16 protein-coding genes are annotated in these 18425 nt (G+C 60.9%); 15 read left to right on the plus strand and 1 reads right to left on the minus strand.

Going from position 1 to position 18425, the window contains the following annotated elements:
• Positions 1–6: 6 nt before the first annotated feature.
• The 3 genes from cysN (at position 7) to OJ996_RS03715 (ending at position 3921) form a co-directional block, all read left to right on the plus strand.
• Positions 7–1251 carry a sulfate adenylyltransferase subunit CysN gene (gene cysN, locus OJ996_RS03705; RefSeq protein ID WP_264511301.1) on the plus strand — a complete coding sequence of 415 codons (1245 nt, stop codon included), beginning with the start codon at positions 7–9 and terminating at the stop codon, positions 1249–1251.
• A gap of 42 nt (positions 1252–1293) precedes the next feature.
• Positions 1294–2058, plus strand: coding sequence for a class I SAM-dependent methyltransferase (locus OJ996_RS03710; RefSeq protein ID WP_264511303.1), 765 nt, complete (start codon positions 1294–1296; stop codon positions 2056–2058).
• 270 nt (positions 2059–2328) lie between these two features.
• On the plus strand, positions 2329–3921 hold the full coding sequence (locus OJ996_RS03715) for a hypothetical protein (protein ID WP_264511305.1): 1593 nt from the start codon (positions 2329–2331) through the stop codon (positions 3919–3921).
• A gap of 6 nt (positions 3922–3927) precedes the next feature.
• Here OJ996_RS03715 and OJ996_RS03720 read toward each other — a convergent pair whose 3' ends face one another.
• The gene (locus OJ996_RS03720) at positions 3928–4725 is read right to left on the minus strand and encodes an FkbM family methyltransferase (protein WP_264511307.1); all 798 of its coding nucleotides are present in this window, start codon (positions 4723–4725) and stop codon (positions 3928–3930) included.
• An 84-nt stretch (positions 4726–4809) separates the two neighbouring features.
• Here OJ996_RS03720 and OJ996_RS03725 point away from each other — a divergent pair, with 84 nt between their 5' ends.
• The 12 genes from OJ996_RS03725 to OJ996_RS03780 all read left to right on the plus strand — a co-directional run bounded on the left by OJ996_RS03725 (position 4810) and on the right by OJ996_RS03780 (position 18370).
• Positions 4810–5982 (plus strand): glycosyltransferase family 4 protein, encoded by a 1173-nt coding sequence (locus OJ996_RS03725; RefSeq protein ID WP_264511309.1) that lies wholly within the window; start codon positions 4810–4812, stop codon positions 5980–5982.
• 15 nt (positions 5983–5997) lie between these two features.
• Positions 5998–7524 (plus strand): lipopolysaccharide biosynthesis protein, encoded by a 1527-nt coding sequence (locus tag OJ996_RS03730; RefSeq protein ID WP_264511312.1) that lies wholly within the window; start codon positions 5998–6000, stop codon positions 7522–7524.
• A gap of 3 nt (positions 7525–7527) precedes the next feature.
• Positions 7528–8685, plus strand: a complete 1158-nt coding sequence (locus OJ996_RS03735; RefSeq protein WP_264511314.1) for a glycosyltransferase family 4 protein — start codon at positions 7528–7530, stop codon at positions 8683–8685.
• A 20-nt stretch (positions 8686–8705) separates the two neighbouring features.
• On the plus strand, positions 8706–9845 hold the full coding sequence (locus OJ996_RS03740) for a glycosyltransferase family 4 protein (RefSeq protein WP_264511316.1): 1140 nt from the start codon (positions 8706–8708) through the stop codon (positions 9843–9845).
• Positions 9846–9914: 69 nt separating this feature from the next.
• Positions 9915–10928 carry a putative sugar O-methyltransferase gene (locus tag OJ996_RS03745; RefSeq protein WP_264511318.1) on the plus strand — a complete coding sequence of 338 codons (1014 nt, stop codon included), beginning with the start codon at positions 9915–9917 and terminating at the stop codon, positions 10926–10928.
• An 8-nt stretch (positions 10929–10936) separates the two neighbouring features.
• A complete protein-coding gene (locus OJ996_RS03750) occupies positions 10937–12091 on the plus strand; it encodes a glycosyltransferase family 4 protein (protein WP_264511320.1) in 1155 nt (384 codons plus the stop codon).
• Between the two features lies 1 nt (position 12092).
• Positions 12093–12710, plus strand: coding sequence for a DapH/DapD/GlmU-related protein (locus OJ996_RS03755; RefSeq protein ID WP_319800682.1), 618 nt, complete (start codon positions 12093–12095; stop codon positions 12708–12710).
• Entirely contained in the window at positions 12710–13921 is a 1212-nt protein-coding gene (locus OJ996_RS03760; protein ID WP_264511322.1) for a glycosyltransferase, read from the plus strand. Before OJ996_RS03755 ends, OJ996_RS03760 begins: the two co-directional genes overlap by 1 nt.
• Positions 13921–14778, plus strand: a complete 858-nt coding sequence (locus OJ996_RS03765) for a glycosyltransferase family 2 protein (protein WP_264511324.1) — start codon at positions 13921–13923, stop codon at positions 14776–14778. The genes OJ996_RS03760 and OJ996_RS03765 overlap by 1 nt, the downstream gene beginning before the upstream one ends.
• Positions 14775–15905 (plus strand): glycosyltransferase family 4 protein, encoded by a 1131-nt coding sequence (locus OJ996_RS03770; RefSeq protein ID WP_264511326.1) that lies wholly within the window; start codon positions 14775–14777, stop codon positions 15903–15905. Before OJ996_RS03765 ends, OJ996_RS03770 begins: the two co-directional genes overlap by 4 nt.
• Before the next feature lie 137 nt (positions 15906–16042).
• Positions 16043–17200: a UDP-galactopyranose/dTDP-fucopyranose mutase family protein gene (locus tag OJ996_RS03775; RefSeq protein WP_264511327.1), complete on the plus strand. Its 1158-nt coding sequence runs from the start codon at positions 16043–16045 to the stop codon at positions 17198–17200.
• Between the two features lie 6 nt (positions 17201–17206).
• Positions 17207–18370: a glycosyltransferase family 4 protein gene (locus tag OJ996_RS03780; protein WP_264511330.1), complete on the plus strand. Its 1164-nt coding sequence runs from the start codon at positions 17207–17209 to the stop codon at positions 18368–18370.
• The last annotated feature ends 55 nt before the right edge of the window (positions 18371–18425 follow it).

The following is an 18425-nucleotide window of genomic DNA, read 5'->3' on the forward strand; positions in this document are numbered from 1 at the left end:
CTTTCCATGGATCTTCTTCGTTTCACCACCGCCGGCTCCGTCGATGACGGCAAGTCCACCCTGATCGGCCGCCTTCTTTACGATTCCAAGTCCATCTTCGAGGACCAGCTCGAAGCCATTGAGGAAACCTCGAAGCGCCGTGGCGATGGTCACGTGGACCTCGCGCTCCTCACCGACGGTCTGAAGGCCGAGCGCGAACAGGGTATCACCATCGACGTGGCCTACCGCTACTTTGCCACGCCGAAGCGCAAGTTCATCATCGCGGACACTCCGGGTCACATCCAGTACACCCGTAACATGGTGACCGGTGCCTCGACCGCGAACCTCGCGATTATCCTGGTGGATGCCCGCAAGGGCGTGATCGAACAGACCAAGCGCCACAGCTTCATCGCCAACCTCCTCCGCATCCAGCACGTGGTGGTGGCGGTGAACAAGATGGACCTCGTGGACTACTCTGAGGAGGTCTACAACCAGATCATCAAGGACTATCAGGAGTTCGCTTCGCGCCTCGACAACATCGTCGACATCACGCCGATCCCGATCTCCGCGCTGAACGGTGACAACGTGGTGGATAAGTCCGGGAACATGCCTTGGTTCCAAGGTCCCTCGCTCCTCTATCATCTGGAACACGTCTATGTCGGCGGTGAGGAGAACCACGTGGATGCTCGCTTCCCGGTGCAGTGGGTGATCCGCCCGCAGAGCGACGAGTGGCACGACTTCCGTGGCTACGCCGGCCGCGTGGCGGGCGGTGTCTTCAAGCCGGGCGATGAGATCTCCGTGCTTCCTTCCGGCTTCACCAGTCGCATCAAATCCATCCACACCGCGGATGGTAACCTCGACGAGGCTTTCGCCCCGCAGAGCGTCACGCTCACGCTGACCGACGAGATCGACATCTCGCGCGGCGACATGATCGTGAAGAAGAACAACCCGCCCCAGAGCTCCCAGGATATCGAGGCGATGATCTGTTGGTTCTCTAACAAACCGATGGCCTCCCGCGCCAAACTGATCCTCCGCCACACCTCCCGCGAGATGCAGGCGATCGTCAGCGAGGTGAAGTACCTCGTGGACATCAATACTCTCCACAAGGTCGAGGGGGCTGGCACCTTTGCGATGAACGACATTGGCCGCATCACCCTGCGCACCGCGCAGCCGGTGATCCACGATTCGTATCGCCGCAACCGCCAGACCGGCTCCTTCATCCTGGTCGACCCTGGCTCGAACGAGACCGTGGCGGCAGGCATGATCATCTGAGTTTCCCGGCCCGACCCGCCGCACCTGCGGCCCCCTGAAGTCATGTCCCTCTCGCGCCAGATGCAAAGCTGGATCAAGGGCTTGGCCTATCATTGCGGCTTCAGCCTGCGGCGGCTCCGTGCCGCCAAGGCGAATACCTCCGGCGGCGGCGACTACACCGGCAGGGTCCGCCCCCTGCTCCACAAGGTCGACCCCTACGAAAACTTCGATTGGCAGACATTTCCTGACAATTCCTCTGGCTGGGGCTCCGATTCACCCGCTTTCGCTGAACTGGTTACGGAGATCAGACCGGCCCGCATCATCGAAGTCGGCACTTGGAAAGGCGGCTCCGCCCTCACTCTCGCCTCCCAACTCGAGAAACTGGGCCTCGATACCGAGATCATCTGCGTCGATACATGGCTCGGAGCCCTCGAAATGTGGACCGACCAAGCAGACGAGGAGCGCTTCGGCTCCCTCGGCCTGAGGCACGGCTACCCGACCCTCTACTACCAGTTTCTCGCCAACGTCTGCCGCTCCGGCCGACAGTCCCGCATCACCCCCTTCCCGATCCCCTCCGTCACCGCTGCCCAGTGGTTTTCCCTGCACGACGTTCGTGCCGACCTGATCTACATCGACGGCAGCCACGAGGAAGAGGACGTCTACCAGGACCTCGTCTCCTACTGGGATCTCGTCCGTCCCGGCGGCGTACTTTTTGGCGATGACTGGTCCTGGGACGGCGTCCGCCTGGCCGTTGAGCGCTTTGCTCGTGAAAGCGGTTTCCCCATCACCCACCGTCACGACAAATGGGAGCTGAGGCGCCCTGTTTGATCTGGGGCCGGGGTTGTTGTTTGCGCTCAGATGATTATGGCGGTTCTCCCGAGTGTTCATTTTTAATTGAACATTCAAGCCGACGGCGTATGAAGATTCGGCAACCGAGGATGCTTCCTTCCGAATCATCGTTAGCGGTCTTGGACTCGCCCCCGTCACCTGTATCGAACGGTTGACCAAGGGCGGCAGCTTGCCCTTTTGCGGAAGTTTTTGCGCTTCTCTTGAGCTTGGGACCGGGGAAGACTCCCGCCGCTCGTAGCCTGACCATTCATGGAATCGACCCAGATCAAAGGCATCTTCATTGTCGTGATCGCCGCCATGTTTGCGGTGTATCTCGGCGTTGCTGCCGCCACCGCCCAGACCGAGGCGATCGCCTGGGTGGCGGGCTTCATGGGCATCGCGTTCATCCTCGCGATGGGGAAGAACATCTGGATGTTGATTCCGGCCACCACGAGTCTGATCGGATCGATCAACGCTCTGCCAGGTTCTCCACCGGTTTGGGGCGTGGCGGCCGCGGTGACCGCCATGATGTATATCCTTCGGGTGGCCATGCGCCGCTCGAACTTCGTCTTCCGCCTGGATTGGGTCGACCTCGCGATTTTCCTTCAGGTGCTCGCCGTCGGCCAGGCATGGGCCAGAAATCCGGCGGGCGTGATGCTTCTGGGCGGCGACTCCGCGGGGGGTAAGTCCTACTTCGTTTTCAGCGCCGCATTCGTGGCCTATTTCTGCCTGGCGATCACACCGGCGACCTTCAAGCAGATCAAGATTGCCCTGATTCTCACGATCGCCCTGATGCTGGGGGATGGCATGATCTCCATCGTGGGGGACTGGGTGCCATCCATTGCGAGCGCGATCATGCCCGTTTACTCGAACGCCAATTTCAACGTGGCGACCACGGGCAGTGCGGATTGGAACCTGAGTGAAGAGCGTGGTGGTGGTGGCTTCTCGATTCTCGGTCGGGCGATCGTGATCCCGCTGCTGTGTTTGTACCGGCCTTTGAGTTGCTTCAGTCCCTTCCGCCCCGTCCTCTTCGCTTTGACGACGGGAGGGGGAATCATGATGCTCCTCAGCGGTTTCCGAAGCGGCGCCGCTTACCTCGGAGCGGTGTTCGTCATGTCGGCACTCATTCGCCGGCGCTTCATGGATATCGCGGTGATGGGACTTCTTGGAGTTCTCGGGCTCGCGCTTCTGATGATCAGCGGGCAGCTCCGCAGCCTGCCATTCGGCGTCCAGCGCATTCTCTCCGTCCTGCCGGTGGATGTATCCGCCGCCGCCCGGGTGGATGCGGAGAATAGCTCCGAGTGGCGCTTCGAGATGTGGCGTCTGGCGCTCTTCACGGACCGCTATATCCGTAACAAGGCTTTCGGAGACGGCTTCGGGATCAGTGCAAGAGAGATGCAGGCGAAGCTGGACCAGACTTTCGGCCACAGCTTCCAGAATTTCGACATCCAAGACCAGATGCTCGCCACCGGTAGCTATCACGGCTTCCACGTAGAAACGATCCGTTTCACGGGGGTCTTCGGGCTCGCGATGGCGCTGTTGGGAATGGCGATCCTGTTCCGGAAGTCTCTCCAACTGGTGCGCTTCTATCGAGGGCGGGAGGAGTTCCCGTGGGTCGCCTACGTTTGTATTCCCTTCCTGCTCTATCCGTTCTGGTCGATGCTGGTGTTCGGTGCTTACCGCTTCGAATTCCCGCAATTCCTGGCTTTGGCAGGCCTCCTCAAGATGCTGGATAACTTGCGTTTGGCGGAGCTTGCTTCCGCGACCGAGCAAGCCCCGAAAGAGGCGCCCGCTCCAGTCCGCGGCAATCGTCTTCCGGCTCCGGCATTCGCTTCGTCGGCACCGCGCACGCGCGGTGCTTGAGAAGGCTTATCGGCGGGTGCAAACCGTCAGCTCCTCGCATTCGGAGACCTCGAAGTTGTAGGGCGCGATCGCCTCGTGGAAGATTCGGGTGCATTCCTCGCCGTGGAGTTCCACCACCAGGTTGTCCACCTTCCCCAGCCAAGCTTCGCTGTTCTCCGCAAAGAGCGGGCCCTCGGCGCCTTCGATATCAATCTTCAAAAGCGGAATCCGCTCCACACCCGCACGAGCCATGATGCCGGGGATATCGATTGCCAGAACAGTGCCCGTTTCACCTTGCTCGGGTTCCCGGACACTGCGCGACCATTCGCGGCCGTCGCGGAAGTGAGCGAAAACCAGCTCTTCTTTCGAGCTCGGCCACACAGCGGCCAAAATCGATTCGGAGCGAGCGGCGAAAGGTTTCAGGTTTTCGACCAGGCACGCGTGGTTTCCGGCGTCGGGCTCAATCGCGAGTAGCTTGGCTTTCGGGTAGCGCGTCAGGAAGTACACCGCCGAGAAGCCGACATTTGCCCCGCAGTCCACAATGAGGGAGGGCGGCGCGATATGATCGAGGCAACGGTATTCCCGATGAACGTAGATCTGGCGGAAAACGTCCAAGTCGCTGGATCCTGCACGACACTTGAGGGGGAACGCGGCATGGCGGCTGTTCAGAACGAAATCCTTCTTCGGAGGAGCAAACTTCGATTTGATGATGAAGTCTGCCGTATCCACCAATCCCAAGTTCCGGAATGCGCTTTGGGCGCGCTTGAAGTGAATGACAGCGCGTTTGGCCAAGCCGGGAGAAGAGGGTTCGCTGGTGCTTGTCATGGGAAGGGAAAGGCGGATGCAAAGGATGCGGGAGCGGCGGCACGCTAGCCACCCCTCGGAGAAGGGTAAAACCAATTTCCCCAGGTGCCTGCGATCCACGCTCCGCTAAAAGTGGCCCTGCTTGCCGACGCTGTCCTCTCCTCGTTGGACCGCGGCGCCACAGGTCGCCCCGACGGCTCGGCCGCTTCGTGGCTGCCCTCTTGTGCGGAAGCCCTGACCAACCGGGAAGACCTTGAAATCACTTGGATCAGCTTGGTCCGCGGGCTTTCCCTTCGGAGGGAATCGTCTCGCGGGCGGCATCGTTTCATCGAGCTTCCCGCCTTCCCGGTTTCCGTCGATACGTGGTTGGGATATCGCGTCGCACGCCGGAAGCTCCTGACGGAAATCCGTGTTGCCGCCCCGGACTTGGTCCACGTCTGGGGAAGCGAGTCGCCTTATCCCTCCGTACTAGGCTTTCTCTCCTGCCCGGCAGTTCTTTCGCTCAACGGAGTCCTCGCAACGCTGAATGAACTGAATCTCCTGCCGACAGGCAGATGGTGGCAGCGCCAAGCAGCTTTTGAACGGGTCTGGCTGAAGCAGGCCGATGCAATCTTGGTAGAGTCGGAGTGGACGCAGAAGGAAGTCCGAAGTCGCTTGGGGGAGGCCAAAACCTTTCTCGCTCCCTACGGAGTCCATCCTTCATTCTATGGCTTGGAACCGAGCCCGGACCTCGAAACGCCCTATCTCTTGTTTGCCGGCACCTTGTCGCAAGGGAAGGGCTTGGATCTGCTCTTGGATGCGCTCGAGCTTCTCAGCGATCGCCGCTGGGTCTGCCGTATTGCGGGAGACGGTCCGTTGCGGGCGACCTTGATCTCGCGGCGGATTCCCGGCGTCGAGTGGTTGGGATCACTGGCTTGGCCTGAGTATCAGGAAGTTCTCCGCCGGGCATCCTGTCTCGTATTGCCGACAAGGGCAGACAGCCATCCGAACGTGGTGAAGGAGGCTCGCGTGGTCGGCCTCCCGATCATCACTACCCGTCAAGGTGGCCAAGCCGACTACTTGATCGAAGGCGAGAACGCGCTGCTCCTCGACCATCCAGATGCGGCCTCGCTCGCGCGAGCGATGGATGCATGGATGAGAGATCCCCAGCTACTTCGGGCCACAGGAGAAAAGGGCCACCGAGAGGACCGCAGACGTTTTGAAAGCAGCGCCACGGCGGCCGCCTTTGCCGGGGCCTACCATGCGGTAGCTCACCTCGCTGGCTCCAAAAGCAACTAATCCACGGCATCCCCGATGATCCGTTCGCTTCCCAGTAAGCTCCGCCAGTTGATCGGCACGCCCGGCCGCTTGACCGCCGTCAGCGGCTACTTCGCCCTGTTCACGGCGATGGCTGTCGGCCTTCTGTCGGTGCCCTTGGCGTTCCGTTTCATGGGGGAAGACGAGTTCGGCCTTTGGAATGTCCTTGGCCAAACGCTGGGTCTGATCCTGTTGATCGATTTCGGAGTTTCGTCTGCCGCAAGCCGGATCCTGGCCGAGCCGCTCCAGTCCCGCGATCAGGACGAGATCGACTCGTGGTGGACCGTCCTCGTGACAGTCCTTGCCGCCCAAGGTGCCGCGATGCTTCTCATCGGACTGATTTGCGAGTCTATTATCCTGGCGAGCTTTTCGATCCCCGCACACTTGCATGACGATGCCGTGATGCTGTGGCGGGCCTTGATCCTCGCGAGCGCGCTGAAGAACCCCTTCCAAGGCCTCACCGGAGTCCTGTTTTGCCAGAATCGCCTGTATCACATGCATCTGGCCAACGTCCTGCAGGGTCTAACAAACTTCGCGATCTTCTACTTCTTCCTCAGGATGGGCTGGGGCGTGAAAGCCTACGTCGGCGCGGTAGCCATCTCCCTCGTGGTGACGGTCGCCTATTGGTATTTCTCGGTTCGTGCGGGTGGCCAACGATTCCATCTCCGCCCCAAGCTATTCTCGAAGGAAAAGCTCAAGGCGCTCTACGGCTTCAGCGGTAGCATTTTCATTCTCTCGATGGCGGCCCAGATTGCCTTTGCGTCGCAGTCGATGATCGTCGCCTCCGTTCTGGGTGTAGCCGCGGTATCCGCTTTCGCGGTGAGCGTGAAGTCGTTCACGGTCCTGAGCCAGCTTCTCACCCGCACGGTGGATGCGAAGACGCCGCGCTGGCTCATGCTTCACTTGGAGGGACGGAACGGGGACATCGTGGCCGAGTGCCGCCGCCTGTTGCGCTGGTTCATCCCCGTGGCATTCTTCTGCGGGATCGGGCTCCTTGTGTTCAACCGCTCCTTTGTCGGCATCTACGTCTCGCCGGATATGCACGTGGGTCGGCTTTTCGATCTTCTGCTTGCGGTCACCTTGCTCGTCCAACAATTGACCAAGCCATTCTTCTTCGTCTTTACCATGGCTCGGCGGACTTGGGGACTGGCGATGGTCAGTGTCCTGGATGCGGGTTTGCAGATCTCGCTGGCCGCTCTCTTCGTCCGCTGGTGGGGACCATCCGGTATCCTGGCAGGGTGCTTGGTCGGAACCTTGCTGACTTCGGTTCCTTTCATCTTCTGGAATGCCCCGGTCCTGCTCCATCACCGGCGCCGCGACGTCTATGGAGGTATCATCCGCGATCTTGCTGCGGGCGCTGTTGCAGGGACTGTGGTTTGGTTCCTCCTTCCCACTTTTAGGGCCGATACCGGGTGGTTTCCCCAGCCGATGGAATGGTCGGCCACGATCGCGATCGCCCTGCTCGCCGCGTGGGGCTTCCAGCGGTTGATCTCCACCGGCTTGATCCGTTTCGGCACCCATTGAATCATGTCCGGTCGCCCTCGGATTGCCCTTTGCTTGGAGTATTCCCTCGGCCTTCGTGGCGGAGTAAGCGTGATCGTGGAGGAAGTGGTGGCAGGACTCTCGAACGAATTCGAATTCATCCTCGCGAGCCCTGATGAACCGGCGGCACTCGCGGCTCATCCGGTTTCATCGCATTTGGCGGGCCATCTGCCCTTGTCCTTTGATGATCTCTCCACCAGTGATCTTCCCCGGTGTCTGCATGAGTCAGGAGTCCGCATGGCTCACTTTCATGCCGGCGGCGCCTATGGCTGGGGAAACTGCTGGCCGGTGGCGTCTCTTCCCGAGCGCTGCTCCCGAGAGGGGGTGACCTGTCTTTGGACCGATCATCTCGTGATCGACACCTTTAATGGATACCTCGGCGGCTCTCGGCCCCTGCCGGTGCGCATGGCCGCCTTTCCTTTCGCGTGGGCGGGGAAGCTCCGGCAGATGCGTGCCGTGGCCTGTGAAGTCGCCGTGTCAGAGCATGATCGGACGCTCCTTGCCGCACGCTACTTCCCCCTCTCGTCCCGGCTGCGCCGCCTCTACCATTCGCGGCTTAATGAGTCCGAGCCCGCGTCCAGCGAGATTCGCCGCCAGGAGATCCTCAATGTCGGGCACATCGCTTTCCGGAAGGGTCAGCACATCCTTGCAGCCGCCTTTGCATCGATCGCGGCGGAGTGTCCGGGTTGGTCGCTCGTGCTTGCCGGTCACGATGCCGGTGACGGCTGCTGGCAGGAGATCGAACGAATCATTGCCGCGGCTCGTCTGGAGGGTCGGATCCACCTGTTAGGTGCGGTCGATGATGTGGCGGCCTTGCAGCGCAGGGCGGCCATCTACGTCCAACCCTCCATTCACGAAGCTCTGGGCCTCGCCCTTCAAGAAGCAATCTTCCGCGGCTGCCCTGCTGTCGGGACTCGCGCAGGAGGGATTCCTGAAGTGATCGATGAGGGAGTCACCGGATTGTTGGTGCCGCCCTCCGATCCCGTTGCCATGGCTGCCGCCTTGCAAAAGTTGATTGCCCAACCCGAACTCCGCGAAAAATTCTCCGCTGCGGGCCGTGCTTCGATCATTGCCAAGAAGATGACCCGCCAAGGCATGCTCGATTCCCATCGCGCCCTCTATCGCGAGTTCACGACAGCCTGAGCCTTCCCGAGTTTTCGTTCATGCCTTTCATCGTTGCTGCTCCCCATCGCACCGTCTGCGACGACCATGCCAGGGTCCTTGCCCGGCACGGTTTATTGAAAGGCTACTTCTCCGGAAACCGGAGGGGAACGGAAGGCATCCCCGGGGAACTCACCTACCTCAATCCGCTCTTCGGTCTTTTCATCATGGGCACGCGGAGGGTTCTTCCCGGCTACACGGCGGAATGGCTGCGCGCTGCAAGCCACCCTCTCTTCGATCGCTGGGTGGGTCTCGATGTGAAACCGGGGGACCACGTCATCTCCAGCTACGGCTACGCGAACCGGTCCTTCAAGAAGGCTCGCTCGGGGGGGGGGAAGACCTTTGTCGATGCGGGCAATTCTCATCCGGAGAACTTCTGGAACACGGTGCAGGAGGAGCATCGCCGCTGGGGAATCCGTCGTCCCCCTTACCCTCCCATCTGGAACCGCCAGGGTAAACGCATGTTGGATGACACGGACTATATCCTGAGTCCGGCCAGCTACGTTACGGATTCCTTCCTCGCCCGCGGCTTCAAGCGCGAGCAGATCCTCCATCTTCCTTACCCGGTTGATCTCTCTGTATTCCAGCCGCGCACGACCTTGGAGATTCCGGAGTCGCCGATCCGGGTGGTTTGCACCGGCAGCGTTTCCTTGCGGAAGGGCATGCCCTACTTGTTGGAGGCAATCCGGATCCTCCGGAAGGAACGCGATGCGGTACTGGTGCTGACCGATCAGGTGGAGAGCAGCATGAAGGATATCTTGCCGCGCTATGCGGATGTGCCGATCGAGTGGACGGAATCGCTGCCGCATGCCCGGCTCGCGGAGCATCTGAAGAAGTGCCATGTCTTCGCGCTGCTCTCCTTGGAGGACGGCTTCGCCCGCACCGTGACCGAGGCTCTCGCCTGCGGCCTGCCTGCGGTGGTTTCCGAGAACACCGGCGCGAAGGACTGCGTGCAGCCGGGTGTGAACGGTGAAGTGGTCCCGGTCCGGGATCCCGCGGCGGCGGCGACTGCGATCCTCGCTTGTCATGAGCGCCAGTTGAGGGACGGCCCTCCTTCCCCTGGCAATCTTCTGGAGGATCTATCCTTTGCGAAGTTCGAGCACGACTTTATCTCCGGGCTCCAATCCTTGGAGCTGGCCTGAATGCTCCGGGCGGCCACTTTGACCGCATGATTGGTGTCTAGTGATCATCGCTTGAGGCAAACCCTTTCCATGAAACAAGCCATCTGGGACTTCTTCTACCGCTTCTTTCCGAAGCACGGGCATCGTCTGCTGCCGGACGATCACGTGTATGATTGGCAGAAGGATCAGACCCTGGCGCGGGGCTCGGTCCGTAGCGGCGAGAAGAGCGACTACCTGAAGCCGGACAATCCGCGACTGAAGGAACTCCGCGAGCGCTATGCCGCCCATGACCGCAATGCAACCACCCCGATCGTGTGGAGTCCGGGCCACGTGACGGAAGAGGATCTGCGGAACTTCCGTGGCGCGGACATCTACGTGTGGCAATCCGGCGGCCTCAACTACGGTCTCCTGGCCCATGTGATCACCTACTACTACACCTTGGCTCGCGACCGTCTCGGTCTGCTTGCTAAGCTGAGCGACGACCCTGCCTTCGCAGTCCGGCTTTTCGAGGTGGACGGGCGGCCGGTGTCGCGGGATCTCCTGGACTCCGTGTTGGAGATCAACCTCATCGACCGCGAGATCGGTCTTGTCGGTAGATCCGGTCTGAAGGTCTTGGACATCGGTGCAGGTTACGGTCGCCTGGCCCACCGCATGGCTGAAGCCCTGCCCAATCTCGAACAGCACATCTGCACCGATGCCGTTCCGGAATCCAGTTTCCTCTGCGAGTACTACCTGCGCCACCGCGGTGTGGAGGGCAAGACGCGTGTGGCACTGCTGGATGAGATTGATTCCGTCCTGGAAGCGTCACCGGTGGACGTCGCCGTGAATATCCACAGTTTCTCGGAGTGCAGCCTCGAGGCGATCGATTGGTGGGCGGCGCTGCTGGCGAAGCACCGCGTGCCTTGGCTGGTGGTTTGCCCGAATGCGAAACACGACGGCGGTCGCTTCCTCGGCGTGGAGGATGGAAGACCCTTCGGTCCTTGCATCGAGAAGCACGGTTACGAGCTAGCCAAGCTCGTTCCCAAGTACGATGATCCTAGTGTTCAGGCGTATGGGCTGGATCCGAGCTGGTTTCACATCTTCCGTCTGAAGCCCGGTCAGTGAGCCACCGTATGGGAACCGGAGATAAGACGAAGGTCTTGATCCTCGCCGATTCACCGCTTCCTGCCTTGCGCCAGGGAGCGATGGGGCGCGGGGCAGGGCAGGGGGCCACTTGGCTTCCTCCTTTGGCAAATGCTTTCGCGAAGCACGGTGACCTCGATATCACATGGGCCGCTCTCGGCGAGCCTGGCACCGAGGCGGCCGATGAAAAGCGGGAGAACCAACGCTTCATCATCCGTCCCCATATCAAAGCTGCTCGCGATACCTTGCTCGGTTATGCCCTAGCGCGTCACCGTCTGAGGAAGATCGTCGCGGAGGTCCAGCCCCAGGTGGTTCACTGCTGGGGCTCGGAGCGTTTCTATCCATCGGTCTTGCGCGGGCTGGATGTGCCATCCGTGTTTTCCATCCAGGGAAACCTGACTCACTATGCGGAGATCGGCGGCCTGACGGATATCTGGTTCTGGCGCCGCCAGTGGCGTTACGAGGGCAGGTGGGTTCCGGATGCCGCGGTTCTCGCCTGCGAATCACCGTGGTCCCGAGAGCTTGCCCTGCACTATTGGCCCGGCAGCGATGTGCGCGTGATTGAGTGGGGCGTTCATCCTTCCTTCTATGAGGTCGATTGGCAGCCGCAGTTTGATCGGCCCTACTTTCTCTTCTCCGGTGGCTTGGAATGGCGCAAGGGCTTGGACCTTCTCTTTGATGCGCTCGCCCTGAGCCCCGATCGTAAGTGGACGCTGAAGCTCGCGGGTGAAGGACCGCTGCGAGAGGAACTCGAAGCCCGGCAGCTTCCCGGCGTGGAATGGCTCGGCAACCTCAAATGGGACGAACTCAAGCGCGAGATGTCAGGCGCGCTGGCTTTGATCATGCCGACCCGTGCCGATACCGGACCTTCGGTCGTCAAGGAAGCGAGGGTCATGGGCCTGCCGGTGCTCGGCTCCACGAATGGCGGACTCCGCGACTACATCGTTCACGGCGTAAACGGCCTGCATATCGATCCTCTGACTCCCGGGCAGATCGCCGCCGCCATGCAAGAAGTCGCCACGGCTTCTCCCGATCGATTGAGGGACCTCGGGAAGCAACGCTTGGCCTCGGATCGGACCTACTTCCATCCCGAGCGGGCTGCGTCGGCATTCCGTGACCTCTATCTCGAACTCGTTGGCAAGTGAGATGAGCCCCAGTGAACTGAAGATGAAAGTCGTCCGTCTACAAGGCGTGCTTTGGCGGGCCTGGGCGCGACTGCTTGGCGTGAAGCTGGGGCACGATGTCGAGATTGTGGGCCGACCCTACTTCCGGCTGGCCCGAGGGTCGTCGATTCTCATTGGCGACGGGGTGAAGCTCTTTGGCAGCAAGACCGTAAACCCCTTGGTGAGTGCCAGGACCTCGCTGTGGGCGATCACCCCCGGCGCCCGTATCCAACTGGACGCGGGTGTCGGTTGCAGTGGAGCCTGTCTCTGCGCGGCACAGGAATTGGTGATCGGGGAGGGGACCATCCTCGGAGCTGACTGCCTCATCATCGACAATGATTTTCACCTACCGGGGCAGGGTTGGAGCTGGGGCTTCAATCCGCTGGAAACCTCCAAGCCTGTCCGGATCGGCCGCGGATGCTTCATCGGGGCACGGGCCATCGTCTTGAAAGGCGTGACGATCGGTGATGGCGCGGTGGTGGGCGCGGGAGCCGTGGTCACTTCCGATATCCCGGCAGGACATGTCGCCACCGGAAACCCCGCCACCAGCCGGCCGCTCGCCGGCCGCTGGCTTCGTCCTGGCTTGGCACCCGAATCGTGATGCGCTGGTTTACCTGCACACCCCGGAATTTTCCCGGCGATCAAGGCTTCTTCGATCGCGAGTCAGGGCTGCTTTCGCGCGGCTTCCGTGCCTTGGGCGTGGAGTCCATGGCGGTCACACTCGGCCCTGTGCGCGATGGCGATTTGCCGCAGATGCTCCGCGCCAGCGCAGAGGAACTCGCCAGTGCCGATTGGTGGCGCAGCCACCGTCTGGATGGGGTGGTCTTCTACTGCTGGGGAGATCCGGAGTTTCAACCGATCTCCGATGCAATCGTCGCCGCCGGGATTCGCTTGGTTTCCGTATCCGACACGAACGGCGTCTTTTCCCCCCTCTCCGATTGGTATGGGCATCTGATCAGTGCCTGGCATCACCAGTGGCAGATGCCCTTCCTCAGCAAGCTGACCCGGACGGTACTACGAATCACGTATTTTTATACGGTCGGAATCCTGAAGCACGATTTCCCGCGTGCACGGATGATGAGCACCGGGAACTACTTTGCAGCCGCCACCCCCGGGTCAGCCGAGCGTCACCGGCGCTTTGTCCGTCGGCTTGCGGGCAAGGATGCCGCCTCCAAGGTGCGCTTTCTCCCGGTACCGGTGAATTTCCACTTCGGCTTTGATCCCTCGCAAACCAAGCATGACGAGGTGGTCGCGGTGGCCCGCTGGGACGATTTCTCCCAGAAGCGCCCAAGCTTGCTTATGGAGGTGTTCGAGCGCAGCGCCCGGCGTCGGGTAAACACGCTCTTCCGCATCTTCGGTCAGACTCCTGACTTCATGAGGGACTGGCATGCCTCGCTGCTGCCAGAACTGCGCTCCCGCATCGTGCTCGAGGGGATTCAGCCTAACAGCCTGGTTTCGGAGGCCTATCGCCGCGCCCGTGTCATGTTCGTCAGTGCCGCCTACGAGGGCTGCCACAATGCTTCCGCGGAAGCGATCTGCTCCGGCTGCTCGATCGTCGGTGCAAGTTCTCCCTTCCTCTGCGCGCTGGAGTGGCATGCCAGCCATGAGTCCGGTACTCTGACCCGTGATGCTTCTCCCGCTTCCTTGACGGAGGCGCTGTGTTCCGAGTTGGAGATTTGGGACAGAGGTGGCCGTGATCCCGAGAAGATCAGCCGATCCTGGTGCACGGAGCTGCATCCGGAGCGCGCCGCCGCTGCCATCCTTGCACTCTTTGGCTTGGAAGCCGGAACCCCTGAACCCGTTTCCGTCTGATGTCCCTGCCTCATTGGATTATCATTCCGGTGCACAACCGTCGCGTGACCACGCGGGCTTGTTTGCAGCGTCTTCGGGAGCAGGGAATCTTCGGTAAGGCAATTGTCTGTCTCGTGGACGATGCCTGCACGGATGGTACGCGGGAGATGGTGAAGGGCGAGTTCCCCGAAGTGTGCATCGTGGATGGGGATGGAAACCTTTTCTGGGGAGGCGGTATCTTGGAAGGCATGTATCACGCCCACCAGCAAGACGCGGAAGTCATGGTGTGGTTGAATGACGACTGCATGCCACTGCCGGGTGCCATCGATGTGGTGGTCGCCCGGGTTCTGGAAACGCGAGGCATTTGTGGCGGCATTTGCCATGATCCGGCTCATCCGGAGGTGCTGACCTACAGTGGCACGAGGAGTGGTAGCGATGCGATGGTTTGTCCCGGCTCCGGAGAAACCGAGGATGTCGAACTGATCAACGGCAATCTCGTCGCGGTTCATCGAGATGTCGTCGGGCGGATTGGTTTTCCTCCCGGCCGTGACCTGCCGCATTACGGAGGAGATTCGGTGTACTCCCTCAGGGCGACGCGTGCAGGAATCACCTGTGAAGTTCATGGCGATGCCCGCGCCACCAATCCGCCGAACCCTTACTTCGATCGGTTCGGCACCAGCAAGCCGGCCTGGCTTCTTCTGCAGGAGCCCTTTCGCATCGGCTCGATCCTTTATTTCCCCACCTACTGGAACTTTCTCCGCGAAGCGTTCGGCTGGCGGGCCTATTTGCGTTGGCCAGCTTACTTCATTCGCTTCGCCAAGCAGCTGGCTGCCGCTCTGGGTCGCCAGTTTTCGAAGCCTTCTTCCTCCCCTTCATGAGCGAGCGGCTCTGCGTTTTTATCACCGGCTCCCTGCAGCCTTACGCCATCGACTTCTATCGTGCGGTCGAGCGATCCCTGCGCGCCCGTGGCTGGCGCTTCTTGGTCCTTGTTGGCAGCAAGTCCACTTATCGGCCTTGGGCCGGCATGGGTATTGCGGAAGACGATCCTCTCTTCTCGTTCATCCCGGGCAAGCCTGCACCCGAGTGGGTTCAACGTCTCTTGGGATCCGGAGCGCGCGACAAGATCCTCATGCCCGGCGGCTCCGGCGTTACGGCGGCACTGGAGAAGCTTTCACCGGGCATCCTCATTCTCAACGAACGCAATCCGCTCAACCTGCGGGCGGCCTTGTGGGCCCGCAAGCGGGGAATCCCGCGTTATCTCTCCACCGATATCGGCAGATGTCCTCCACCGCATGCCGCCACAAAAGGTCACCTCGTCTATCACCGGCTGATCGCGGGGCTCTTCGACGGTGTGATCGCGAAGACTCCGGAGGCTCGGACGGCCTATGTGAAGTCCGGCGCCCCTGAGGCGGTGCTCGCTCCGCACGGCATCGATACCTCCCGCTTTCCTTTGCCGCTGGGACCGGGAGCGGAACCGTTTCGCTTTCTCTTCGTCGGCGTTCTGGAGGCAGCCAAGGGCTTGGACACCCTCGTCGCCGCAGGCCGCCTCCTGCATGGGCAGGGGCATCGCTTCGAGATTCGCTTGGTTGGCAGTGGTTCGTGGAAGCCGGATCCTGCGGATGAGGGTTCGCCTTGGCTCAGCTTGGCAGGCTTCCGTGAGGGCACGGATTTGCTTGCCGAGTATCATGTTGCCGGTGCTTTCGTACTACCCTCGTATGGGGATACCTACGGCGTTGTCGTGCACGAGGCCGCATCATGCGGCCTGCCGGTTCTTGTCAGCACCGCCGCCGGCGCGTGTGAGACACTCGCCATCGAGGGCAGGAGCGGCTTTCGGATCAATCCTTCGGATCCGGAGGCGCTCGCCAAGCACATGGGCAGCCTGCTTGCCGATTCCGGATTGAGCCGGAAGCTGGGTCACGGAGCCCGCGAGCTTGCCGAGCGCTGGTGTGTTACACGCTCCGGCGAGGAGGTCGCGGGATGGCTGTTAGCCAACTCCCGGATCTGATCGCCCGGTCCGGATCACCTCGTTCATCCTCCGCAAGATCCCCCGATGAAAATGCACCCTTCATCCATCAGGTTCACTTGGCTTGTGCATCATCCCTTGTTCCTCGCGGGCAGCATCAAAGCTTGAAAGATATCATCATGGCCAAACGCGTTCTCATCGTCGGAGCCGGATTCTCCGGAGCAGTTCTCGCCCGCCAGTTTGCGGATCTGGGCGGCATCAAGAGCCTTGTGATCGATTCCCGGGATCACATCGCCGGGAACTGTCATACCGAAAGGGATGCAGCCAGCGGCATCATGGTTCACCGCTACGGGCCGCATATCTTCCATACCGATCGTATCGACGTCTGGAACTACGTGAATCGCTTCGGCGAGTTCCGGCCCTTCATCAACCGCGTGAAGGCCAGCATCGACCGGGGGATCTTCTCCCTGCCGGTCAATCTGCACACGATCAACCAGTTCTTCGGCACCAAGCTATCTCCGTCGCAAGCGCGCGAGTTCATCGAATCGAAGGCGGAGCGCAGCATCGGCGAGCCTGCCAACTTCGAAGAACAGGCGCTGAAATTCATCGGGCGCGAACTATACGAAGCCTTCTTCTACGGCTACACCCGCAAGCAATGGGGATGTGAGCCGCGGGAGCTGCCGGCCGCCATCCTCTCCCGGCTCCCGGTCCGCTTCAACTATGACGACAACTACTACAACAGCCCTCTGCAGGGAATTCCTGCCGAAGGCTATACCGCCGTCATCGCCAATATCCTCGCCCACGAGAACATCGAGGTTCGCTTGGGGACTTCTTTCGATCCCGCAATGGCCGGAGAGTTCGACCACGTCTTCTACACCGGTCCCTTGGATGAGTTCTTCGGTCACCGTCTGGGGCGTCTTTCTTACCGCACGGTATTCTGGGAGAAACAAGAAGCCACGGGGGACTTCCAAGGGGTGGCGGTGATGAATTACCCCGATGCCAAGCTGGCCCACACCCGGGTCCACGAGCACAAGCACTTCGCGCCTTGGGAGAAACACGACTCCACCTTGGCATTCGTGGAATACAGCAAGGAAACGGAAGCCACAGACATCCCCTACTATCCCAAGCGCCTGGCTCCGGACAAGGAGCTCCTTGCCAACTATGCAGCCCTCGCCCGGGAGCAGCCCGGAGTCTCCTTCTTGGGGCGCTTGGCCACCTACCGCTACATGGACATGCACCAGGTGATCGGCGAGGCTTTGGACTTTGCGGGGACGTGGATGGAAGCTTCGGCTGCCGGTCTGAGCCGTCCGGTCTTTCCTGCCCGATCGGCACTCTAACAGACCATGAAGAAGACCGCCGTTGTTTACGTTTGCAAGGGCAAGCCTTCCCGCGGAGGCGGCGGCTTGGGCGTGGCCTACAACTACCTTTCTGCCACTTGGGGGAAGCCCTTGGAGCCCTTGTCCGTGGATCACATCTTGCTCTGCGGGATGGCAGAGAAGCTTCTGCCGGAGGAAGGAGGGTCCCTCGATGATTTCCTGTCGGCCCTCGATACCGGTGCCAAGCACGGAGCACCGCTCTTCGTTTGGCAGGCATTCAGGCTTCGTCAGATCGCGCGACGATATGATCGTCTCGTGATTCTCAGCTTCGCACCCTACTATCTATGGCCCTTGGTCAGCATCGGAGCGGGGGAGAACATTGTCGCCATCCATAGTGAGCATAGCAAGGGCGGGCGACATCACGAGTTGGCGGAGGAAACCGGCCACTTCGGGTGGCGGGCCCGCTTCATCGAGTGGTGTGTGGGTTTCAACTTCCGGGATACCGACCGGGTCGTCTTTCCGAGCCGTGGAGCCTTGAATCTTTTCACGGAGAAAAATCCGCATCTCAAGGAGATCGCCGAACGCAAGGCCGCGATCACCTACAATGGAGTCGCGGTTTGTGAAGCTCCTCCCTCCCGTCCCGCTTCCTCCTCTCTCCGCATCATCTCCGTGGCCCACCACGTCCGGGAAAAAGGTCTCGACCAGATGCTGAAGGCGCTGCGCTTGGCGACGGAAGGCGGTGTCGATTGGACCTTGTTGAACTACGGCAATAGAACCGAGCTCACCGAGTCCCTGCTCGCTCAATCGGAGGCGGCCGGAATCACCAACCGTATTGATTTCGCGGGCCTCAAGCCTCAAGCTGAAGTGAGGGCCAGCCTCGCCGAAGCGGACGTATTCTTACATACGCCCGTGGTTGTCGTCTTCGACCTCTCGTTGTTGGAGGCGATGATGCATGCAGTGCCGATTGTCATTACTCCCTTGGAAGGCAACCGCGAAGCACTGGGCGAAGACTATCCCCTTTACGCCACCACCCCGGAAGAATTCGCGGCCAAGCTCGCTTGGATCGCATCGCACCGGGCGGAGGCTCTCCAGCTAGGCCAGGCACTGCGCGAGCGTGCACTCGGGAAATTCACCGACGGCGCCATGGCGCGCCACTATGCAGACCTGATCCGATCTTCCCTTGAGGCGTAGGTGCTGTCATATTGATTCACTTCGATCCTATTCTCGTCCTATTCGTCAGATCCAT

Source organism: Luteolibacter rhizosphaerae (assembly GCF_025950095.1).
Taxonomy (GTDB): Bacteria; Verrucomicrobiota; Verrucomicrobiia; order Verrucomicrobiales; family Akkermansiaceae; genus Haloferula; species Haloferula rhizosphaerae.